The organism is Ornithinicoccus halotolerans, from assembly GCF_009602535.1.
Classification (GTDB): Bacteria; Actinomycetota; Actinomycetes; order Actinomycetales; family Dermatophilaceae; genus Ornithinicoccus; species Ornithinicoccus halotolerans.
This window is the reverse complement of sequence record NZ_WIQI01000042.1, coordinates 1-22,112: the sequence shown is the minus strand read 5'-3', so window position 1 is coordinate 22,112 and position 22,112 is coordinate 1. Positions and strand designations below refer to the sequence as shown.

At 73.8% G+C, this 22,112-nt stretch carries 15 protein-coding genes and 2 pseudogenes; 9 read left to right on the top strand and 8 right to left on the bottom strand.

Annotated features, from left to right (window positions below):
* Positions 1-478: pseudogene (locus GFJ45_RS09085) on the top strand (hypothetical protein); the annotation flags it as partial.
* Positions 479-484: 6 nt separating this feature from the next.
* On the opposite strand, the gene fdhD reads toward GFJ45_RS09085, so the two are convergent.
* Positions 485-1,345: a formate dehydrogenase accessory sulfurtransferase FdhD gene (gene fdhD / locus GFJ45_RS09080; RefSeq protein WP_153396375.1), complete on the bottom strand. Its 861-nt coding sequence runs from the start codon at positions 1,343-1,345 to the stop codon at positions 485-487.
* Positions 1,346-1,494: 149 nt separating this feature from the next.
* On the opposite strand from fdhD, the gene GFJ45_RS09075 reads away from it, so the two are divergent.
* Positions 1,495-1,926 carry an OsmC family peroxiredoxin gene (locus GFJ45_RS09075; protein WP_153396373.1) on the top strand — a complete coding sequence of 144 codons (432 nt, stop codon included), beginning with the start codon at positions 1,495-1,497 and terminating at the stop codon, positions 1,924-1,926.
* 97 nt (positions 1,927-2,023) lie between these two features.
* On the opposite strand, the gene hflX is transcribed toward GFJ45_RS09075, so the two are convergent.
* Positions 2,024-3,538, bottom strand: coding sequence for a GTPase HflX (gene hflX, locus GFJ45_RS09070; protein ID WP_153396371.1), 1,515 nt, complete (start codon positions 3,536-3,538; stop codon positions 2,024-2,026).
* Between the two features lie 86 nt (positions 3,539-3,624).
* Here hflX and GFJ45_RS09065 point away from each other — a divergent pair, with 86 nt between their 5' ends.
* Positions 3,625-4,272 (top strand): class I SAM-dependent methyltransferase, encoded by a 648-nt coding sequence (locus GFJ45_RS09065; RefSeq protein WP_153396369.1) that lies wholly within the window; start codon positions 3,625-3,627, stop codon positions 4,270-4,272.
* 4 nt (positions 4,273-4,276) lie between these two features.
* On the opposite strand, the gene GFJ45_RS09060 is transcribed toward GFJ45_RS09065, so the two are convergent.
* On the bottom strand, positions 4,277-5,740 hold the full coding sequence (locus GFJ45_RS09060) for an APC family permease (protein WP_153396366.1): 1,464 nt from the start codon (positions 5,738-5,740) through the stop codon (positions 4,277-4,279).
* A 265-nt stretch (positions 5,741-6,005) separates the two neighbouring features.
* Here GFJ45_RS09060 and GFJ45_RS09055 point away from each other — a divergent pair, with 265 nt between their 5' ends.
* Positions 6,006-6,446, top strand: coding sequence for a hypothetical protein (locus GFJ45_RS09055; RefSeq protein ID WP_153396364.1), 441 nt, complete (start codon positions 6,006-6,008; stop codon positions 6,444-6,446).
* Entirely contained in the window at positions 6,440-7,885 is a 1,446-nt protein-coding gene (locus GFJ45_RS09050) for a DUF5671 domain-containing protein (protein ID WP_153396362.1), read from the top strand. Before GFJ45_RS09055 ends, GFJ45_RS09050 begins: the two co-directional genes overlap by 7 nt.
* On the opposite strand, the pseudogene GFJ45_RS09045 reads toward GFJ45_RS09050, so the two are convergent.
* Positions 7,864-8,160, bottom strand: a pseudogene (locus tag GFJ45_RS09045) (isopentenyl transferase family protein); the annotation flags it as partial. The gene GFJ45_RS09050 and the pseudogene GFJ45_RS09045 overlap by 22 nt on opposite strands.
* A 9-nt stretch (positions 8,161-8,169) precedes the next feature.
* On the opposite strand from GFJ45_RS09045, the gene GFJ45_RS09040 reads away from it, so the two are divergent.
* Together GFJ45_RS09040 and ppdK are read left to right on the top strand one after the other, a co-directional pair.
* Positions 8,170-9,006 (top strand): pyruvate, water dikinase regulatory protein, encoded by an 837-nt coding sequence (locus GFJ45_RS09040; RefSeq protein ID WP_153396360.1) that lies wholly within the window; start codon positions 8,170-8,172, stop codon positions 9,004-9,006.
* Positions 9,007-9,148: 142 nt separating this feature from the next.
* Positions 9,149-11,830: a pyruvate, phosphate dikinase gene (ppdK, locus tag GFJ45_RS09035; protein ID WP_153396358.1), complete on the top strand. Its 2,682-nt coding sequence runs from the start codon at positions 9,149-9,151 to the stop codon at positions 11,828-11,830.
* A 76-nt stretch (positions 11,831-11,906) separates the two neighbouring features.
* Here ppdK and GFJ45_RS09030 read toward each other — a convergent pair whose 3' ends face one another.
* Together GFJ45_RS09030 and GFJ45_RS09025 are read right to left on the bottom strand one after the other, a co-directional pair.
* A complete protein-coding gene (locus tag GFJ45_RS09030; RefSeq protein WP_194288599.1) occupies positions 11,907-13,409 on the bottom strand; it encodes a GntP family permease in 1,503 nt (500 codons plus the stop codon).
* A gap of 51 nt (positions 13,410-13,460) precedes the next feature.
* Entirely contained in the window at positions 13,461-14,636 is a 1,176-nt protein-coding gene (locus tag GFJ45_RS09025; protein ID WP_153396356.1) for an amidohydrolase, read from the bottom strand.
* 375 nt (positions 14,637-15,011) lie between these two features.
* On the opposite strand from GFJ45_RS09025, the gene GFJ45_RS09020 reads away from it, so the two are divergent.
* Positions 15,012-15,260 carry a WhiB family transcriptional regulator gene (locus tag GFJ45_RS09020; RefSeq protein WP_153396354.1) on the top strand — a complete coding sequence of 83 codons (249 nt, stop codon included), beginning with the start codon at positions 15,012-15,014 and terminating at the stop codon, positions 15,258-15,260.
* A 64-nt stretch (positions 15,261-15,324) separates the two neighbouring features.
* On the opposite strand, the gene GFJ45_RS09015 is transcribed toward GFJ45_RS09020, so the two are convergent.
* Together GFJ45_RS09015 and GFJ45_RS09010 are read right to left on the bottom strand one after the other, a co-directional pair.
* Positions 15,325-16,860 carry a sensor histidine kinase gene (locus tag GFJ45_RS09015; RefSeq protein ID WP_153396352.1) on the bottom strand — a complete coding sequence of 512 codons (1,536 nt, stop codon included), beginning with the start codon at positions 16,858-16,860 and terminating at the stop codon, positions 15,325-15,327.
* A gap of 44 nt (positions 16,861-16,904) precedes the next feature.
* On the bottom strand, positions 16,905-21,701 hold the full coding sequence (locus GFJ45_RS09010; RefSeq protein ID WP_153396350.1) for an NAD-glutamate dehydrogenase: 4,797 nt from the start codon (positions 21,699-21,701) through the stop codon (positions 16,905-16,907).
* A gap of 139 nt (positions 21,702-21,840) precedes the next feature.
* Here GFJ45_RS09010 and GFJ45_RS09005 point away from each other — a divergent pair.
* A partial coding sequence (locus GFJ45_RS09005) for a hypothetical protein (protein ID WP_153396348.1) occupies positions 21,841-22,112 on the top strand: 272 nt, incomplete at its 3' end.

Sequence of the window (22,112 nt, the reverse complement as noted above, 5' to 3'; positions counted from 1 at the left end):
GGCGCCGGACGCCGCCCTCACCGACCCGGTCGGCACCTGGGCCGGCACGCCCACGGCCGCGGGCGAGCGGCTGCTCTTCGGGGCCTACCTGGCAGGGTCGGTGTCCGCGGCGACCGCACCCGGCCTGCACCAGCGGATGAGCCGGGCACTGGCCGCGGCGATGGACCTGCCGGCCGGGGCGGTCCGCGCGGTGCTGCTGCCGCACGTGCTCCGCCTCAACGCGCCCGCGGTCCCGGAGGCGACCGCCCGGATCGCGCGCGCCCTGGAGGCACCGGAGCCGGTGCGCGGGCTGCGGGGGCTGCTCACCGAGGCCGGCGCCCCGCACGACCTGGCCCGGTTGGGGATGCGCCCCCGGCGGCTGGAGGAGGCGGTGGAGCGGGTCGCGGCCGCGGTCCTGCCCGTGGAGAACCCGCGCCCGGTGGGGCGGGCCGAGCTGCACGCCGTGCTCGAGGCGGCCCTGGAGGACCGTCGCGGCTAGCTGCGGTCAGGGAACCGAGCCGGCCACCACCCGCTCGGGCCGGGAGTAGACCGTCAGCCGGTCCCCCCGGTTGAACCCGACGACGGTCACGCCGGTCTCCTCCCCCAGGTCGGCCGCGGCCGCGGACGGCGCCGAGACCGCCGAGAGCACGGGGACGCCGGCCATGGCGGCCTTCTGGACCAGCTCGAACGACGCCCGGCCGGAGACCTGCAGCACGGTCCCCGCCAGCGGCAACAGGTCCTGCCGCAGCGCCCACCCGACCACCTTGTCGACGGCGTTGTGCCGGCCCACGTCCTCCCGGACGCAGAGCACCTCCGGGGACCCGGCGGCTCCCTCAACCGCAGGGCGTAGCAGCGCCGCGGCGTGGGTGCCACCGGTGCGCCCGAACACCCGCTGCCGTTCGCGCAGCAGGTCCGGCATCACCAGCAGCTGGTCGACGGGCACCCGGAGCGGGTCCTGGTCCGGAGCGTGCCGGGAGGCCTTGCGGACCGCCTCGACCGAGGCCGTCCCGCAGATCCCGCAGCTGCTGGAGACGTAGACGTGACGTTGCGAGGCGGCCGCGGGCGGCACCGCTCCCGGGCCGAGCCGGACGTCCACCACGTTGTCGTCCCGGCGTCCCTCGGCGGTCACCCCGGCCCCGGCGGCGACCGCACGCAGCTGGGCGGCGGCTGCGACCACGCCCTCGGACACCAGGAACCCGGCCACGAGGTCCAGGTCGTCGCCCGGGGTGCGCATCGTGACGGTGAACGGCTCACCGTCCAGCCGGACCTCCAGCGGCTCCTCCCCCGCGAGCGGCTCCGGCCGCGGGTCGCGCGGCCCGGCCGCAGTCCACCGCTGGGCGCGGCTGCCGCGGGCGATGCGTGCCATGGCTACAGCGTCCCTCCTGCTCGGCGACGGGTCCTGCCTACCACGGCGGACCCGCGGCTGCGCCCGCGGCCTGGGCGCGGCAGGATGGACAGGACCGCACACCGGAGGCGGACAGCCCGAGCGGCTGCACCGCCAGGAAAGGAGTGACCATGGCAGACGCCGTCGTCAGCACCGCCAGCACCGCGTGGAGCGGTGACCTCGCCACCGGCTCCGGCCGGACCACCCTGGAGACCTCGGGCGTCGCGACCCACGACGTCAGCTGGAAGGCCCGCACCGAGCCCGGAGCCGGCACCACGACGCCGGAGGAGCTCATCGCGGCGGCCCACGCCTCCTGCTTCTCCATGGCGTTCTCCGGGGCGCTGGCCAAGAACGACACCCCGCCGACCTCGCTGGACACCCGCGCCGAGGTGAGCTTCGTGCCCGGCACCGGCATCACCGGCATCCAGCTGACGGTGGTCGGCGAGGTGGAAGGCATCTCCGAGGAGGACTTCACCCGGCTGGCGCAGGAGGCGAAGGAGGGCTGCCCGGTCTCCCAGGCGCTGAAGGCGGTGGACATCTCGCTGTCGGCCAGCCTGGGCTGACGCGGTTCCGTCCCCGGTGCCGCCCGGGCACCGCACTGACCTCGGCCCGGTCCCCGCGAGGGGGACCGGGCCGAGGTGCGTCAGCGAGCAGCCGAGGTCAGACGCTGGCGTAGTCGGCCAGCACGCCGTGCAGGTCGGGGGCGACCTTGGCGCGCACCCGCGTGCCGTCGGCGGTGTGCTCCTCGGCGAGGACCTCGCCCTCGGTGTGCAGCCGGCTCACCAGGTCGCCGCGCTCGTAGGGCAGCAGCACCTCCACGTGGATGTCCGGCCGGGGCAGGTCGGTCTCCACGGCCGTCAGCAGCTCGGGGACTCCTTCACCGGTGCGCGCGGAGACGACCACCAGGTGCGGCGACAGCCGCCGTAGCCGGTCCAGCACCTCGGGGGCGGCCCGGTCGGCCTTGTTGACGACGATGAGCTCCTTGACGTCGGCCGCGCCCACGTCGGCGAGCACGCCGCGCACGGCGCTGACCTGGCCCTCCGGGTCGGGGTGGGAGCCGTCCACCACGTGCAGCAGCAGGTCGGCGTCGGCGGCCTCCTCGAGCGTGGAGCGGAACGCCTCCACCAGCTGGTGCGGCAGGTGCCGCACGAAGCCGACGGTGTCGGCCAGCGTGTAGACCCGCCCGTCGGAGGTCTCGGCACGGCGCACCGTCGGGTCCAGGGTGGCGAACAGCGCGTCCTCGACCAGGACCCCGGCGCCGGTGAGCCGGTTGAGCAGCGTGGACTTGCCGGCGTTGGTGTAGCCGACGATGACGACCGACGGCACCTGCTGGGCACGGCGGGAGGACCGCTTGGTCACCCGGGTGCTGCGCATGCCGGCGATGTCGCGGCGGAGCTTGCCGATCCGCTGGTTGATCCGGCGGCGGTCCAGCTCGATCTTGGTCTCACCGGGCCCACGGGAGCCGATGCCCTCACCCCCGGCGACCCGGCCACCGGCCTGCCGGGACATCGAGTCACCCCAGCCACGCAGCCGCGGCAGCAGGTACTGCAGCTGGGCCAGCTCCACCTGCGCCCGGCCCTCCTTGGACTTGGCGTGCTGGGCGAAGATGTCCAGGATCAGCGCGGTCCGGTCGATGACCTTGACCTTGACGATGTCCTCCAGGGCGCGGCGCTGGGAAGGACCGAGCTCGCCGTCGAAGACGACGGTGTCGGCGCCCTCGGCGAGGACGATGTCGCGCAGCTCGCGAGCCTTGCCGGAGCCGATGTAGGTGGCCGGGTCCGGCTTGAGCCGCCGCTGCACCACGCCGTCGAGCACGATGGAGCCAGCCGTCTCGGCCAGCGCCGCCAGCTCGCGCAGCGAGTTCTCCGCGTCCTGGGCGGTGCCCTCGGTCCAGATGCCGGCCAGCACCACCCGCTCCAGGCGCAGCTGGCGGTACTCGACCTCGGTGACGTCCTCCAGCTCGGTGGACAGCCCCGCGACGCGGCGCAGCGCGGCGCGCTCCTCGCGGTCGAGCTGGTCCCCGTCCCCCTCGATGCCGGGTGTGTCCCCCCGCAGGAAGCTCAGGTCGGGCCCGCCCTCACGATCCAGCGCCTCGGCCCGTCCCTCGAGGAGTCGAAGCCGGTCGCCCCCGGCGGCGGGCTGGGTGGCGGGAGTGGTGGGGTCGTGCTCGCTCACAGGCCTCCTTCGTCGGCGGTGACCCTCTCAGGGTCTCACCGGGTCAACGCCACGCGCCAGGGATTTGTGCCCGTAGACTCCCGCCGATGCCGCCCCAGCCCGACCACCAGCAGCACTACTTCACCGCCGACCCGGCCTCCCCCGGGGAGCTGCGCGAGCGTGAGGTCGTGCTGGCCGGAGCCCCCCGGACCGTGGTCACCGCCGGAGGCGTGTTCTCCGCGGACGGGATCGACAAGGGCACGGCCGTGCTGCTGCGGCAGGCGCCCGAGCCGCCCGAGACCGGCCGCTTCGTGGACCTGGGCTGCGGCTGGGGGCCGCTCGCGCTGACCCTCGCCCTGGCGCGGCCGGAAGCGCAGGTGGACGCCGTCGACGTCAACCGGCGGGCGCTGGACCTGTGCCGCCGCAACGCCGAGCGGCTCGGCTGCGGCAACGTCACCGCGCTGGAGCCCGACCAGGTGCCCGCCGACCGCCGCTACGACCTGCTCTGGTCCAACCCGCCGGTCCGCGTCGGCAAGGCGGTGCTGCACGGGATGCTGCGGCAGTGGCTGCCTCGGCTGGCTCCCGGCGGGCGGGCGCTGCTGGTGGTCCAGCGCAACCTGGGCGCGGACTCGCTGCAGGCCTGGCTGGCCAGCACGTTCGCCGCCGGCGCCGAGGAGGCTGTCCCGGAGGGGCTGGCGGTCGAGCGGGTCGCCAGCTCCAAGGGGTTCCGGCTGCTCGGGGTGACCCGGCCGTAGCGGCTCAGCCCCGGCCGCGCGCCGCGGCGACCAGCCGGTCGTGCGCGTCCGGGCCGCCGCCGACGCCGCCGGGAAGCCGCAGCAGGAACACCAGCCCCAGCAGCCACCACAGGCCGAACATCAGGTACGGCTGCACCGGCAGCCCCGAGGGCATGCCCGGCACGTAGAGCAGCAGCAGGCCGAGGGTGAGCACGACGGCGACCGCGCCGAGCACCGTCCCGCCGGCACCGCGCCCGCCGACCCGCAGCGGGCGCTCCATCTCCGGCTCCCGGGACCGCAGCACCAGGAACGACACCGCGACGAGCAGGTAGGCGATGACGATGCTCGGGGAGCCGGAGTCGACCAGCCAGCCCAGCATCGCGTCACCGAAGAACGGCGCCGCGACGGACAGCCCGCCGATGAAGAGCAGCGCGTTGGCCGGGGTGCGGTAGCGGGGGTGCAGCCGGCCGAACCAGCCCGGCAGCATCGCCGAGCGTCCCATCGCGAACAACAGCCGCGAGCCGCCGATGAGGAAGGCGTTCCAGGAGGTGAGGATGCCCGCCACGCCGCCGGCGATGAGCACGTTGGCCATCAGGTCCGAGGACCAGAGCGCCCCGAGGGCGTCGGCGGTGGCCAGCTCGGTCCCGGCCAGCGCGGCCACGCCCATCGAGGAGGCCACGGTGGCCATGACCGCCATGTAGAAGAGGGCGGCCAGCACCACCGCGAGCACGACGAGCTTGCCGGTCTGCTGCGGCGGGATGTTGACCTCCTCGGCCGACTGCGGGATGACGTCGAACCCCACGAACATGAACGGCACCGCCACCAGCACCGCGACGAACCCGCTGAACCCGCCGGTGAAGAACGGCTCCAGGTGGCCGCGCTCGCCCCCCACGGCGCTGCCGAGCAGCAGCAGCACCAGGATGCCGAGCAGGAAGAGCACGGCGAAGGTCTGCAGCAGGCTGGCCGGCCTGATGCCCCGGATGTTGATCCAGGTCAGCACCACCGCCGCGCCACCGCCGATGATGATCCATGGCAGGTACACCTCCGCACCGGCCACGGTCCACAGCGGCACCGAGTCCACCCACGGCAGCAGGTAGGCCAGCGTGCGCGGGAGGGCCACGGCCTCGAAGGCGGCGACCGAGATGTAGCCGCCGACGATCGCCCACGACCCGACCAGCGCCCACCGGCCGCCGAGCGCCCGCAGCACGTAGTTGTGCTCGCCCCCGGCGCGCGGCATCGCCGAGACCAGCTCGGCGTAGACCACGCCGACCAGCGCCATCACGACGCCGCCCACCGCGAACGCCAGCACCGCGCCGGCGCTGCCGGCCGAGCCCAGCCAGTCCCCGGTCAGGACCACCCAGCCGAAGCCGATCATCGCGCCGAAGCCGAGGGTCAACGCCTCCCGGTTGCCGAGGACCCGCAGCAGGTCGGTGTCCTCCCCCGCGGTCGCGCCCGTTGCGGGGGGCTGGTCGCTGCTGGCGCCGGTCATGGCCACTCTCCTCACCCGATGCGACTCCGTCGACCAGCACGCTAGCGGCTGTCGCCGGCCCGGGAGGGTTTCCCGGCTGCTGGCCTTCGACGCGGGGGTCGCCACGTGCGGGCTGTGGATGCTCACCTCCGGGGGGTGACGCGGGTCAACTCCGACCCTCCGTGACGAGGGTCCGCCGGGTGCGGTCCGGGACCTTGGTCACAACCTGGCAACAAGTTGGCCAGCAGTTCGCGACGCCGGTGCCCGCAGGAGCATGCTTCTCGCCATGACCGCACGCCCAGAACGGGTCCTGGCCCTGGTGGTGGGGCTCGTCCTCGCCGTCGCCGTCGCTGCGGCCGTGGTGGCCGCCAACCGCCCCACCACCACGGTCGAGCCGGGAACCCCCGAGGCGGTGGTGCAGGACTTCCTGACCGCCGTGGTGGACGGCGACCGGGAGGCGGCGCTGTCCTACCTGGACCCCGAGCTGAACTGCGACGAGCGGGCCCTGGAGCACGCCGGGGACGAGCAGGCGCGGGTCACGCTGCTGGAGAGCGAGGTCGACGGTGACGAGGCCCGCGTCGTGGTCAGCGTCTCGCAGGGCTCGTCGGGCCCCTTCGAGACCGGCGAGTACAGCCGGGAAGAGACCTACCGGCTGCTCCGCACGGAGGACGGCTGGCGGATCAGTGACGACGTGGGCTGGCCGGTCTACGGGTGCCCGCGATGGTGACCGGGGGCGGGGAGGTGCGGCCGGTCCGGCAGGTCTTCCACGTGCTGCTGCTGCTGGTCGCCACCGTCGTCGTGGCGATCGGCCTGTCCGGGCTGCTGGGCCGGCTGCTGCAGCCACCGGACCTGCTCGACACCGGGAGCGCGGCACTGGCGCGCAATGTGACGTTCACCGTGATCGGCCTGCCGCTGCTGGCGGGGCTGCTGCTGTGGGTGGCCCGGCTGCTGCGCGCGGACGCGGACGAGCGCCGCTCCCCGGGCTGGGCGGTGCTGACCGGGGTCACCGGTGTGACCGCCCTGGTCGTGACCATGGTGGCCGGCTACGGCGTGCTCAGCTGGGCACTGGGGCTGGCCCACTACGACGGCCGTGCGCTGGCCCAGCTGCTGGTGTGGGGCACGCTGCTGGCGGCGGTGCGCGTGGTCGAGGCGCGGGTGCTGCCGGCCGGCCACGCCGTCCCCCACCGCGTCGTCGCCGCGCTCGTCGGGCTGGGCACCTCCGCCGTCGCGCTGGCGACGCTGCTGGCCACGGCCGTGGAGCAGCTGGCAGGGCCGCTGGCCCGGGAGCCGCTGCTGGCGGCCGGCGCCGACCCCGTGCTGGCAGCGCTGGCCGCGCTGGTCGTCGGGGCCGTTGGGTGGGGCCTCTCGTGGTGGCCGGTGCGCCGCGACGGCGGCGTGCTGTGGCTGCTCTACGTGCTGCTGACGGGCGTCGCGGCCGGGCTGCTCACGGCGCTCACCGCGGCCAGCGTGCTGCTCTACGACGTGCTGGTCTGGCTGGTGGGCGACCCCGCCGAGAGCTCGGCGGCCGGCCATTTCACCGAGGTCGAGGGACAGCTGTCCGCCGTCGTCGTCGGCCTGCTGCTGTGGTGGTACCACCACGCCGTGCTCGAGGCGGCCGGGGAGCCGGGCCGGACCGAGGTGCGGCGGGTGTACGAGTACCTGATGGCCGCCGTGGGGCTGCTGGTCGCCTCGGCCGGTCTGGCCACGGTCCTGGTCGCCGGGATCGAGGCGCTGGCACGCGGCCGCGAGCTGGTCGTGACCGGGGGCGCGGTCAACACGCTGCTGGCCGCGCTCACCATGCTGGCCGTCGGCGGGCCGGTGTGGTGGCTCTACCAGGGCCGGACCCGGCGAGCGGTCGGCCGCGAGCCCGCCGAGGCGGGAGCCGCGGAGGACCACGTCGGGAGGGCGGCCGCGGCCGAGGCCGCCGAGCTGGCCTCCCCCACCCGGCGCACCTACCTGCTGCTGATCGTGGGCGTCTCCACGGTGGCCGTCGTCGTGGCGCTGCTGGTCGCGGTGTTCCTGCTGCTCGAGGACGCCTTCGAGGGCCGGTTCGGTGCCGAGACGCTCCGGCAGGCACGGTTCGCCCTCGCGGCGCTGGTCACCACCGGGCTGGTCGCGGGCTACCACTGGCGGGTCTACGGCCGGGACCGGGCCGCCCGCTGGTAGGCGGCCACGCTCGCCTCCTCGGTCACGGCCAGCACGTCCAGCTGGTGGTGCGGCACCCCCCGCCGCTCGGCGACCGGCAGCTTGGCGGTGCCGACGTCCATCCCTCGGTAGAGCTGGGAGGCGTCGGCGTTGACCACCTCGCCGCCGAGCCGCTCGGCCAGGGCGACCCCCAGGTCGGACTTGCCCGTGGCCGTCGGGCCCACCACCGCCACCACAGGCAGCTCGGCGGGCTCCGGGAGGTCCACGCCAGGCAGTCTGGCACGGCGACCCGCCATACTGACGCCATGCCGGACCGCCAGCACATCGAGGTGCACATCCTGGCCGACTCCACCGGGGACACCGCCGCCCGGGTGGCCCGGGCCGCGGCCGCGCAGTACGCCGGCTACGACATCCGGATCATGCGGCACCCGCGGCTGGCCTCCGCCCAGGGCCTGCGCAACGTGCTGTCGCAGCTGCCCGACGACAGGCCGGTCGCCGTGTTCTCCACGATCGTCGACCTCGGCCTGCGGGAGCTGGCGCAGGAGGCCTGCGAGCGCCACAACATCCCGCACGCGGACCTGCTCGACCCAGCGGTCGCGGCGCTGCAGCAGGTCACCGGGGTGGACCCGGAGCGGGTGATCCGCCCCGTCGGCGTCGGCAATGACTACTTCAAGCGCATCCACGCCATGGAGTTCGCGATCGCCAACGACGACGGCCACCTGACGCACCCGCTGGCCAACTCCGACATCGTCCTCATCGGGGTCTCCCGCACCGGCAAGACGCCGCTGTCGATGTACCTGGGCTACCTGGGCTACCGCACCTCGAACATCCCGCTGGTGGCCGGCATCCCGCCGCCGCCGCCGCTGTTCGAGGTGGAGCGCTGGAAGCTGGTGGGGCTGACCATCGACCCGAGCCGGCTGCAGACCATCCGGCGCAAGCGGGTGCGGGCGCTGGGCAGCCACGCGGGGCACGACGGCTACACCGAGCTCGCCCGCATCTACGAGGAGCTGGACGAGGTCGGGGACGTGCAGCGCCGGCTGGGCTGTCCCGTCATCGACACCACCTCACTGGCCCTGGAGGAGGCCGCGGGGCGCATCATCGAGGTCGTGGAGCGGCGCCGGGTCGCGGCGCTGGGCCGCTGACCGGGACGCCGTCCTGCCGCTCCCGGCGTGGGGCGCTAACCTCGCCCTCACAAGCCCCCGGTCGTCCCGTCCGCCCGGCCGACCCGGCCGGTGCCCGCCGGCCGACCGGGCGGGCACGACGACGTGACGCGAGGAGCCGCTGATGAGCGCCAGCCAGTCCGCCACCCGCTACCTCTACGACCTGGCCGACGGGGACGCCTCGATGAAGCCGCTGCTGGGCGGCAAGGGGGCCAACGTCGCGGAGATGATGCGGCTGGGCGTCCCCGTGCCGGACGGCTTCACCGTCACCACGGCCGCCTGCGTGGAGGCGATGCGCCGCGACAGCCAGTGGCCCGAGGGGCTGTGGGAGGAGACGCTGGCCGCGCTGGAGCGGCTGGAGGATCGCACCGGCCGGCAGCTGGGCTCCCCGGAGCGGCCGCTGCTGGTCTCGGTCCGCTCCGGGGCGGTGGTGTCGATGCCCGGGATGATGGACACCATCCTCAACCTCGGCATCAGTGACGCGACCGTCGAGGCGCTCGGCGCCGAGTCCGACAACCCGCGGTTCGCCTGGGACTCCTACCGGCGGTTCATCCAGATGTACGGCGAGGTCGTCGAGGGGGTGCCCGCCCACGCCTACGAGGACCTGATCACCGCGATGAAGCGCACCCGCGGCGTCGAGGAGGACACCGAGCTGGACGTGCCGGCGCTGCAGGAGCTGGTGGACCAGTTCAAGGCGGTCTCCCGGGAGCACATGGGCGAGGAGCTGCCGGAGGCGCCGCGGGACCAGCTGCGGCGGGCCATCGACGCGGTGTTCCGGTCCTGGCAGAACCCGCGCGCGGCCATCTACCGCAAGGCCAACGGCATCCCCGACGACCTCGGGACCGCCGTCAACGTGATGCAGATGGTGTTCGGCAACCGCGGCGACACCTCGGCCACCGGCGTCTGCTTCACCCGCAACCCCGCCACCGGCGCCAAGGAGCTCTACGGCGAGTTCCTGCTCAACGCCCAGGGTGAGGACGTCGTCGCCGGCATCCGCACCCCGCGGCCACTGGCCGAGATGAAGGACCTGCTGCCGGAGGCCTACGAGCAGCTGCTGGACACGATGCGCCGGCTGGAGGAGCACTACGGCGACATGCAGGACATCGAGTTCACCGTCGACGAGGGCTCGCTCTACCTGCTGCAGACGCGCAACGGCAAGCGCACCGCCCCGGCGGCCTTCAAGGTGGCCCGCGACCTCGTCGAGGAGGGCGTCATCACCCGCGAGCAGGCGCTGCGGCGGGTCGAGCCGGCCCAGCTGGACCAGCTGCTGCACCCGGCGATCGACCCCGAGCACGACCAGAAGCCGATCACCAAGGGGCTCAACGCCTCCCCCGGCGCAGCCGTCGGCGAGATCGTGTTCGACTCCGACACCGCCGAGCGGCGCGGCAAGGCCGGCGACGCCGTCGTCCTGGTGCGCTGGGAGACCACCCCGGACGACATCGGCGGCACCCTCGTCGCCCAGGGCGTGCTCACCGCCCACGGCGGGATGACCTCGCACGCAGCGGTCGTGGCCCGCGGCATGGGCAAGCCGTGCGTCGCCGGCGCCTCCGAGCTCAAGATCGACGCGGCCGCCCGGCAGCTGACCATCGGCGACACCGTCCTCACCGAGGGCGACGTCATCACCCTGGACGGCTCCACCGGTGAGGTGTACGCCGGGGCGCTGGAGCTGGTGCCACCGCAGATCAACGAGGACTTCGCCAGCGTCGTGGGCTGGGCCGACGAGACCCGCCGGATGCAGGTCCGCGCCAACGCCGACACCGGTGAGGACGCCGCCAAGGCCCGCGAGTTCGGCGCCCAGGGCATCGGGCTGTGCCGGACCGAGCACATGTTCATGGCCGAGGACCGGCTGCCGGCCGTGCGGCGGATGATCCTGGCCAAGGACGAGGAGGAGCGCGCGGCGGCGCTGGAGACCATCCTGCCGATGCAGCAGCAGGACTTCGAGGCCATCTTCGAGGCGATGTCCGGGCTGCCGGTGACCATCCGGCTGCTCGACCCACCGCTGCACGAGTTCCTCCCCGACCTGGTGGAGCAGGCACTGTTGGTGCAGCGGCTGGAGCAGCAGGCCGGCGAGGCCTCCGACAGCGAGGAGCTCGCCGAGGCGCGGCTGCTGCTGTCGCAGGTGAAGAAGCTCACCGAGATGAACCCGATGCTGGGGACCCGCGGCGTGCGGCTGGCGCTGCTCTACCCGGAGATCCCGCAGATGCAGGTGCGGGCGATCGCGCGGGCCGCCTTCGCGGTGCGCCAGCGCGGTGGCGAGCCGCTCGTGGAGATCATGGTCCCGCTGGTCGCCTACGCCGAGGAGCTGCGGCGGATGCGGGAGATCATCGAGGAGACCCTCGACGAGGAGTTCGAGAGCTCCGGCGAACGGTTCGACTACACCGTCGGGACCATGATCGAGCTGCCCCGCGCGGCCGTGGTGGCCGACCAGATCGCCGAGCACGCCGACTTCTTCTCGTTCGGCACCAACGACCTCACCCAGACCGGCATCGGCATCTCCCGCGACGACGCCGAGGGCAGCTTCCTCAGCGCCTACGTCGACTCCGAGGTGGTCGCGGCCAACCCCTTCTCCTCCATCGACGTCGACGGTGTGGGCGGGCTGGTGCGGCTGGGCGTCGAGGGCGGACGCCGCGCCAAGGCCGACCTCAAGCTCGGTGTCTGCGGCGAGCACGGCGGCGACCCCGCCTCGATCGGGCTGTTCGAGTCGCTGGGACTGGACTACGTGTCCTGCTCCCCCTACCGGGTGCCGATCGCCCGGTTCTCCGCCGCCAGGGCGGTGCTGGACGCCCGCGAGGACGACGAGGAGTAGCAGCGGACCGCCGGCGAGCTGGCCGCCGGGCCGCTCTACCCGAGCAGGTCCGTCAGCCGCACCACCGCAACCACGGTCAGCCCAGCACCAGCTCGGCCACGAGCAGCAGCGGCACGGACCCCGCCCAGGCGACGGTCGTGATGGCCGACCATCCCTTGAGCGCGGCCGTGCCCTCGAGCCCGGTGAACCGGGTGACCACCCAGAAGTAGGAGTCGTTGTAGTAGCTGAAGACCATCGAGCCGGCGGTGCAGGCCAGCGCCGCGATGAGCGGGGCCACCCCGAGGCTGGCGACCAGCGGTGCCGTCACCGACGCGGCCGTGATCATGGCGACCGTGCCCGACCCCTGGGCGACCCGGACCACGGTGGCGATGAGGAAGGGCACCAGGAACGCGGGCAACGCCATCGACCCGACCGCCTCGGCCAGCGCGTCCCCGACCCCGGAGTCGCGCAGCACCTGCCCGAGCGCCCCGCCGGCGCCGGTGATCAGCAGGATCAGGCCGGCGGCCGCGGCCGACTCGGCCAGCCAGCCGTGCACCCGGCGCCGGGGGGTCCACCGGGGCAGCAGCAGGTAGACGGCGAGCACCAGGCCGATCACCAGGGCCACCACGGGGTTACCGAGGAAGGCGAACGGCGTCACCCAGTCCGAGGGGGTGTAGTCGTCCCCGGCGAGCACGCCCTGGTTGTTCCGGTCCACGGCCGCGGTGACCGTGTTCGCGACGATCAGCGCCAGCGGCACCAGGAGGGGCAGCGAGCCCAGCAGCGCCCCGACCCGGTGCTCCGGGGCACCCTCCGGCGCGTCCTCGGCGACCGCCGGCCGGGGCAGCTCCTGCGCCGGGTCGGCCGGGTCGGCGGCGTCGCCGGTGCGCTCCTGCACGGCCACGCCGGTGCCGCTACCGCCGGGCCCCCGGCCGGCCCCGGCGCCGACCGCCCCGTAGACCGCCTCCCGTACCTGCGGGGTGATGTGCTCCTCCAGCTGCGGGCCGACCCAGCGCGCGTACGCGATCACCACCGGCAGCAGGATCACCGCGAACACCAGCCCGGTGACCAGCAGCAGCCCGAGGTCGGCGCCGAGCAGACCGGCGACCGCCAGCGGGCCGGGCGTCGGCGGGACCAGGTGGTGGGTGAGCGTCATCCCGACGCCGAGGGCGAGCGCGAGAGCCACGTAGCCGCCCTGCTTGACCCGCGCGATGGAGCGCGCCAGCGGGTTCATGATGACGTAGCCGGAGTCGCAGAAGACCGGGATGGAGACCACCCCGCCGATGGAGCCCATCGCCCACTCCTCGCGGCCCTTGCCGAAGGCGCGCAGGAAGGCCCGGGCCAGGGCGTCGGCGGCCCCCGAGACCTCGAGCATCTTGCCGATGGCCACACCGAGCCCGATGACGATGCCGATCGAGCCGAGGGTGTTCCCGAAGCCCGCCGTGATCGAGTCCACGACGTCGACGAGCGACTGGCCGGCCACCACCCCGGTGACCAGGGCGGCGATGAGCAGCGCCACGAACGCGTCGAGGCGGGTGCGCAGCACCAGCACCAGGATGGTGCCGATCCCGAGCACCAGGGCGAGCAGCAGCTGGGCGTCCACGAGGTCTCCTTCGACGGGCCGGCGGGTCGCGGCCAGCAGCGTAGCGAGCCGTCAGCGGGGCAGCACCGCGCCGCGCCGCTCGGCCTCGTCGTAGCTGTAGACCTCCCGGCCCTCCTGCCACACCCGCAGCGCCCGGGACTGCAGGTCCAGCGGGTCACCGGACCACAGCACCAGGTCGGCGTCCTTGCCCGGGGCGAGCGAGCCGATACGGTCGGCCACGCCCATGACGGTCGCCGGGTTGATGGTCACCGCCCGCAACGCCGCGCCGCGGTCCATCCCCTCCTTCACGGCGATCGCGACCTGGGTGATCAGGTGGTCGATCGGCACGACCGGGTGGTCGGTGATGATGGACACCTTCACCCCGGCCCGGTCCAGGATCCCCGGGGCGGCCGCGGAGCGCTCCCGCACCTCGACCTTGGAGCGGGAGACGATCATCGGCCCGTACAGCACCGGGATGCCCCGCTCGGCGATCAGGTCGGCCAGCAGGTAGCTCTCGGTCCCGTGGTCCAGCACCAGCTCGTAGCCGAACTCGTCGGCGATGCGGATGGCGGTGGCGATGTCGTCGGCGCGGTGGCTGTGCTGGCGCCACGGGATCTGCCGGTTCAGCACCTGACCCAGCGCCTCGTTGATCAGGTGGCCCTCCGCGTCCTCGCCCTTGGCCAGGTGGTTGCGTGCCTCGGTGAAGGCCTTGCGCAGGGTCAGCGCCACGCCGAGCCGCGTCGACGGGGTCTTCTGCTGCTCGCCGTAGACCCGCTTGGGGTTCTCTCCCAGCGCGGCCTTGAGCCCGGACGGCGAGCGCAGCACCATTTCGTCGACGACCCGGCCGTAGGTCTTCACCGCCACGGTCAGCCCGCCGATCGGGTTGCCGGAGCCGGGGTTGACGTTGACCGAGGTGATCCCGCCGGCCAGTGCGTCGTCGAAGCCGCGCTCACGCGGGTTGATCGCGTCTAGCGCGCGGGCGGCGGCCATCACCGGGTCGGTCATCTCGTTGGTGTCCTGGCCGGCCCAGCCCTCGCCCTCCTCCCAGACCCCGAGGTGGACGTGGGCGTCGACCAGACCCGGCAGCAGCCAGCGGCCGGCGGCGTCGACGACCTCGGCGCCCTCGGGGACGGCGACGTCGGGACCGAGCTCGCGGACGGTGCCGTCCTCGACGACGACGGTGCCATCGAACGGGTCGCCCTCGACCGGGACGACGTGGGCGCGGGTGATGGCCAGGATCGTGCTCACGGCTGCTCCTTCGCTGGGGTGTCGCCGCCACCCTACGAAGCGGCGGCCCTCCCCGCAGCGGGGACCCGGCGCGGCCGGGTGTGACCCACCTGACACGGGTGACCGGCCGACACAGCGAGCACAGCCCTTGTGTCACCAGGAGAGGCCTGTGAGGATGTGGAACACTGTGTCCGGTCCGTGCGTTACCACCGGTGGACACCCACCCGGGGCACAAGGCCGTGGCCCGGGTCGCGACGACGGCCCATCGGATCCGACCAGCCGTCGCCGTCATGCTACTACCCGCCAACCGCCGGCCGTCCCGCAGCTGCGGGGCCCCACGCCCGGCATCACCACGAGTCCCGGCCCCCTGTCCCGGGAACGACGAGGAGCACACAGATGGATTGGCGCAGCCGCGCTGCTTGCTTGGACGAGGACCCGGAGCTGTTCTTCCCGATCGGCAACACCGGCCCCGCCCTGCAGCAGATCGAGGAGGCCAAGGCCGTCTGCCGGCGTTGCCCCGTGATCGACACGTGCCTGAAGTGGGCACTGGAGACCGGGCAGGACGCCGGAGTCTGGGGTGGGCTCTCCGAGGACGAGCGCCGGGCGCTCAAGCGCCGCAAGGCACGCGCCCGTCGAGCCGGCTGACCGCCGGCTGACGGTCCGCCGTCACCGTCCCCGCAGGCCCCGCCACGGCGGCCACGGCCTCGCCTTACGACTCAGCAGGAACCGAACGGAGCCGCACGAGGAACCGCACGACGGTCCCGTGCGGCTCCGCCGTTTCCCAGCAGATCTCCCCCCGCAGGTCGGCGATCAGCGCCTCCACGATCTGCACGCCGAGCCCGGTGCGCGCCGGTGCCTTCCCGCCCGGCAGCCCCTGCCCGTCGTCGGCCACGGTGACCGTGAGCAGCTCCTCCCCTGCGGGCCCACGCCGCCGCTGCGCGTCGACCACGACCTCACCCCGGCTGGGCGCCCCGGCGGCCGGGTCGACGTCGTAGCCGTGCTCGGCGGCGTTGTGCACCAGCTCGGCCAGCACCATCGCCAGCGGTGTCGCGTCCTCGGCCCGCAGCCGGCCGAACGTGCCGGTGTGCCGGGCGAGGACCGACGCCCCCCGGCTGGCCACCTCCACGGTCGCCCGGCCGATCCGGACCGCGACGTCGTCGAAGTCCACCGTCTCGTCCAGGCTGTGGCTGAGGGTGTCGTGCACCAGCGCCACCGTGGCCAGCCGGCGGCCGGCCTCCTGCAGCGCGTCCTTGGCGCCGGTGTCCTCCATCCGGCGCGACTGCAGCCGTAGCAGCGCCGCGACGGTCTGCAGGTTGTTCTTCACCCGGTGGTGGATCTCCCGGATCGTCGCGTCCTTGCTCAGCAGCTCCCGGTCGCGGCGGCGCAGCTCGCTGACGTCGCGCATCAGCAGCAGCGCCCCGGTGCGGGTGCCGTCCCGCAGCAACGGCACCGAGCGCATGGTCAGGTTGATCCCGCGGGTCTCGATCTCGGTGCCCCACGGGGCCCGGCCGGTCAGCACGAGCGGCATGGCCTCGTCGACCACGATGCCCGGCGGCAGCTGGGAGGTGACGATCTCGGACAGGTCGGCGCCGGTCACCTGGTCGGTGTGGCCGAGCCGGCGCAGCGCCGAGACGGCGTTGGGGCTGGCGTACTCGATGCGGCCCTCCGCGGTCAGCCGGACCACCCCGTCCCCCACGCGCGGCGTGCCCCGCCCCACACCGGTGGGCGAGCCCTCCGCGGGGAAGGTGCCCTGGGCGATCATCGTCACCAGGGACTGCGCGATCTGCAGGTAGTTGACCTCCAGCCCGCCCTGCTGGCGCAGGCTCTGCAGGTCGGTGTGGCGCACCAGCACCGCGATCGGGTGACCGGCCCGCACGACCGGCACGTACTGCTCCCGGGTGTAGCCGACGTCGGTCGGCGTGCGGGGCAGCGCCTGCTCCAGCACCTCGTCCAGCAGCATCCGCCGGCCCGCCGACGGCGCCTCCCCGACGACGTCCTCGTGGTAGAAGTTCGGGCCGGTCGACGGGCGGGCGTGAGCGGCCAGCACCCAGCCGTGGGAGGGCGTGGCGACGGTCCCCGGGACCGGCCCGTCCGGGGTCCCGGGCCGGGTGGGCACCCACAGCGTCAGGTCCGCGAACGAGAGGTCGGCCACGATCTGCCAGTCACCGACCAGCCGGTGCAGCCACTCCACGTCGGCGCCGGGCAGGCCCGTGGACTGGCGCAGCACGTCACGCAGGGTGGACACCCGCGCAGCCTACCGAGACCCGGGAGCGCCACCCGGGCCCCGGGTCAGCCGCTGGCCGAGCCCTGCCGCACCAGCCCGCGCAGCGTGCGCAGCGCCACCGAGACCGGCGCCATCCCCGCATGCTCGAGCCGGTCGACGTTGTTGAGCACCTGCCCGACGCGGGTGATCGACTCCTGATTGGCCTCCGCCCAGTCGGTGATCGCACGGCTGGGCTCCTCGTCGGGCGCGGCCCGGCGCACCACGGTGGCGGTGAGCGAGCGCAGCACCCCGTAGAGGTCGTCCCGCAGCGCGCCCCGGGCCAGCGAGTCCCACGGGTTCTCCCGCGGGAGCCGGGAGACCCGGGTGAGCAGGGAGTCGACGTGGAACCGCTCGGAGGCCGCGAAGTAGATGGCCGCGACGTCCTCGACCGGCCGGTCGGTGGACTCGGCGATCTCGACCACGTCCAGCAGCGAGTAGGAGTCCAGCAGCCCGGCGAACCGCAGCGCCAGCCCGTCGGGCACGCCCTGCTCGCGGGCCCAGGCCGCCTGCTGCTGCAGCCGCTCCCGCTCGCTGCCCTCCAGCAGCGCGGGGATCCTCCCGCTGGCCTGCTGCACCGGGTCGGCGAACCGCTCGATCTGGGTGTCCAGCCGGCCGCTGAGGGACTGGTTGTTGAGGAACCACCGCACGCCGCGGTCCAGCAGCCGGCGGAACTCCAGGTAGAGCGCGGTCTGCACCTCCGTCGCCACCTGGTTGTCCAAGGCCTCGACGGCGGCGACGTAGTCGGCGAGACCGAAGATCTCCCGGCAGGCCACGAACGCCCGGGCGATCTGCGGGACCGTGGCGCCACTCTCCTCGGCGGCCCGGAACGCGAAGGTCACCCCGCCCCGGTTGACCATCTGGTTGGCCAGCTCGTTGACGATGATCTCGCGCCGCAGCGGGTGGGCCTGCAGCTGCGCCGGGTACCCGTCGCGCAGCGGTTCCGGGAAGTAGCCCAGCAGGGTGGCCTCGAAGTGCTCGTCGTCGGGCACCTCGGACTCCAGCAGCGTGTCCTTCAGGGCCAGCTTGGCGTAGGCCACCAGCACCGAGAACTCCGGGGAGGTCAGCCCCTCGCTGCGCTGCTCGCGGTGCGCCAGCTCGTCCGGTCCGGGCAGGAACTCCAGCTCCCGGTCCAGCCCGGCCGTCTCGGCCAGCTCCTCCATGAGCCGGGCGTGCACGGTCACCATCACCCCGCGCTGGTTGCGGGCGTTGCCGATGAGCAGGTTCTGCTCGTAGTTGTGCCGCAGCACCTTGACGGCCACCTCCTCGGTCATCGAGGCGAGCAGCCGGTCGCGGTCGGCCCGGCTCAGCGCTCCGTCCCGCACCAGCGGGGTCAGCGCGATCTTGATGTTGACCTCGTGGTCGGAGGTGTCCACACCGGCGGAGTTGTCGATCGCGTCGGTGTTGACGTGGACCCCGTGCTGGGCTGCCTCCACCCGGCCCAGCTGGGTCAGCCCCAGGTTGCCGCCCTCGCCCACGACCCGCACCCGCAGGTCGGCGCCGTCGACCCGGATCGCGTCGTTGGCGCGGTCGCCGACGTCGGTGTGGGTCTCCTGCCGGCTCTTGACGTAGGTGCCGATGCCGCCGTTCCACAGCAGGTCCGCCGGGGCGGTCAGGATCGCCCGGAGCAGCTCGGCGGGGGTGGCCTCGGTGACGCCGTCCGGGAGCCCGAGCCGGGCCCGCACCTGCGCGGAGACCGGCACCGACTTCGCGGTCCGCGGGTAGATGCCACCGCCCGCGCTGATCAGCGACCGGTCGTAGTCCAGCCAGGTGGACCGGGGCAGCTCGAACAGCCGGCGCCGCTCGGCGTAGGAGGTGGCCGGGTCGGGGTCGGGGTCGAGGAAGATGTGCCGGTGGTCGAACGCGGCCACCAGCCGGATGTGCTCGGAGAGCAGCATGCCGTTGCCGAACACGTCGCCGCCCATGTCGCCGATCCCGACGACCGTGAAGTCCTCCGACTGGGTGTCCAGCCCGAGCTCCCGGAAGTGCCGCTTGACCGACTCCCATGCGCCGCGTGCGGTGATGCCCATGGCCTTGTGGTCATAGCCGGCCGAGCCGCCGGAGGCGAAGGCGTCGTCCAGCCAGAAGCCGTACTCCTGGGCGATGCCGTTGGCGATGTCGCTGAACGTGGCGGTGCCCTTGTCGGCGGCCACCACCAGGTAGGGGTCGTCCCCGTCGTGGCGCACCACCTGCGGGGGCGGCTCCACCACCTCGCCGACGCGGTTGTCGGTGACGTCCAGCAGGCCCTTGATGAAGATCGTGTAGGCGGCGACCCCCTCCGCCTGCCACGCGTCGCGGTCCTGGGCCGGGTCGGGGAGCTGCTTGGCGACGAACCCGCCCTTGGAGCCGGTCGGGACGATGACGGCGTTCTTGACCGTCTGCGCCTTGACCAGCCCCAGGATCTCGGTCCGGAAGTCCTCCCGGCGGTCGCTCCAGCGCAGCCCGCCGCGGGCCACCGCACCGAACCGGAGGTGGACCCCCTCGATGCGCGGGGCGTAGACCCAGATCTCGAAGGCCGGCCGCGGCTCGGGCAGACCAGGGATCGCCCGCGGGTCAAGCTTGAGGGACACGTGCGGCTTGGGGGTGCCGTCCTCGCGCCGCTGGAAGAAGTTGGTCCGCAGCGTGCCCTCGACGACCGAGACCACCGAGCGGATGATCCGGTCCTGGTCCAGGCTGGCCACCTCCTCCAGCAGCTCCTCGATCCGCAGCCAGTGGGCGACCTGGTCCTCGGCCCGCTCGCCCTCGGCGTCCGGGTCGAACCGGGCCTGGAACATGTCCACGATCGTCCGGGCGATCACCGGGTTGGCCACGAGCGCGGCCTCGAGGTAGTCGAGGCTGAAGGTGCCCACCTGCCGCAGGTAGCGCACCACGGTGCGCAGGATGACCACCTCGCGCCAGGTCAGTCCCGCCCGGAGCACGAGGGAGTTGAGGCTGTCGGACTCGGCCTGCCGGCTCCAGACCGCTGAGAACGCCTCCTCGAAGGCGGCGGCGACGCGCTCGGCAGCCCGGTCGTCGTCGGCGTCCGCACCGCCGGACCAGCCGGCCGGGTCGTCCAGCCGGAGCCCGAAGTCGTAGATGTAGCGGGTCAGCCCCTCGCTGGTGGCGATCTCGTAGGGCCGCTCGTCGGTGACGTGCACCCCCAGGTGGGAGAAGACCGGCAGCACGTCGGTGAGGGTGATCTGGGAGGCGCGGAAGATCTTCAGCCGGCGCTCGGTCGGGTCGCTGCCGGCCACCCGGTACAGGTGCAGCGGCATCGGCGCCGCCCGGTCGTCCAGCCGGACCAGCCGCTGCAGGTCCTCGAAGCCGGCCTCGACGTCGAACTCCTCCTTGTAGGCCTCCGGGTAGCCGCGGACGAACCGCCCCAGCAGCTGCGCGCCGCTCTCCTCGTCGCCGTACCGCTGCCCGGCGACGTCGGCGAGCCGCTCCTCCCAGGACCGGGTGGCCTCCACCAGGCGCCGCTCCAGCGCGGCGGCGTCCACGTCGGTGATGACCGACCCGCGCGGGATGCGCACGACGTAGTGGATCTGGGCCAGCGCCGACTCCCCGACGCGGGTGGTGTAGTCCACCGACTCGGCGTCGTAGGCGGCGGTGAGCAGCGCCTGCATCCGCAGCCGGACCGCGGTGTTGAACCGGTCCCGCGGCAGGTAGACCAGTGCCGAGACGAACCGGCCGAACTCGTCCTTGCGCAGGAACAGCCGGGTGCGCCGCCGCTCCTGCAGGTGCAGCACCTCCAGGGCGGTCTCGGTGAGGGTGTCGATGTCGGTCTGGAACAGCTCGTCGCGGGGGAAGTTCTCCAGGACCGTCATCAGGTCCTTGCCGGAGTGGCTGTCGGGGACGAACCCGCTGCGCCGCAGGATCTCGGCGGCCTTGCCGCCGACGATCGGCAGCCGGGTGACCGACTCGTTGTAGGCGCTGGAGGTGAACAGCCCCAGGAAGCGCTGCTCGCCGACCACCGTGCCCGCGTCGTCGAAGACTCGCACGCCGATGTAGTCCAGGTAGACCGGCCGGTGGACGGTCGCGCGGGAGTTGGCCTTGGTGATGGTCAGCAGCCGCGGGTCGTGCGCCCCGGCGCGGGCCTCCGGGCGCAGCCGGCTGACCGCGGTGCGGCGTCCCGGGTGCTCCCGCAGGATCCCGAGCCCGGTGCTGGGCACCGCCCGGAGCACCTCCTCGCCGTCCTCCTCCTCCAGCACGTACTCGCGGTAGCCGAGGTAGGTGAAGTGGTCCTCGGCCAGCCAGCGCAGGAACTCGGTGGTCGGCTCCACCTCGCCGGGGTCGACCGTGGGTGGGGCCCCGGACTGCAGCCGTTGCACGATCTCCTCGGTGCGGCGGCGCATCGGCTCCCAGTCCTCGTAGGCCCGCCGCACGTCGGTCAGCACCGACTCCAGCCGGGCGGCCAGCTCCTCCCGAGCCGCCTCCTCGGTGATCCGGTCGACCTCGACGTAGATCCAGGACTCCACCCCCGTCCGCACCGCGGCCGGGTCCTCGTCGAGCACGACCACCCGCTCGCCCTCGTGCCGGACCACCAGCTGGGGGTGCAGCAGGGCGTGGACGGTGAGCCCGCGCTGCTGCAGCTCACCCAGCACCGAGTCAACGAGGAAGGGCATGTCGTCGGTGACGACGCGGACGACGGTGTGCCGGCTGCTCCAGCCCTGCTGCGCCTGCGTCGGGTTCAGCACCTGGACCGCCGCGTGGCCCGGCTCCCGGCTCGCCGCCAGCGCCCGGCTGCCCTCGGCGATGGCCTCCTGCACCGCCGGCTCCCGGTCCACCAGGTCGGTATGGGTGGCGTGCCGGTAGAACCGGGTGAGCAGTGCGTCGGGTGACGACATCGACAGATCCACTCCTGGCAGATGGCAGATGCGACCGCGGCCGGGGCCGGAGCAGCACCTCAGTGTGCGCTCCACGCCAGCCTATCCAGCCTGTGGGCGGACGCGCCGGGGTGGCCCCGCCCAGCCCTAGGGTGAGGTCATGCCGGACCCCGACCCGCCGCCTGAGCAGCACCGACGCGCCCTGCTGCTGCTCGCCGACGAGGTCGCCGGGTGGCACGCCGAGCTGGGCGCACCGCGGGCCGAGGCGGCGCTGGCGGCCGGCCTGGAGCTGCTCGGGCACGCGCTGGTCGACCTCGCCGACGGCCGGCAGCCGCACCCGCGGCAGGCAGCCACCCACCGTCCCGGGGGTCGCGGCGGCACCCGGGGCGCTGGCGGCTCACCGGGCCCCGACCGGGCCGCCTGCTCGGCGCT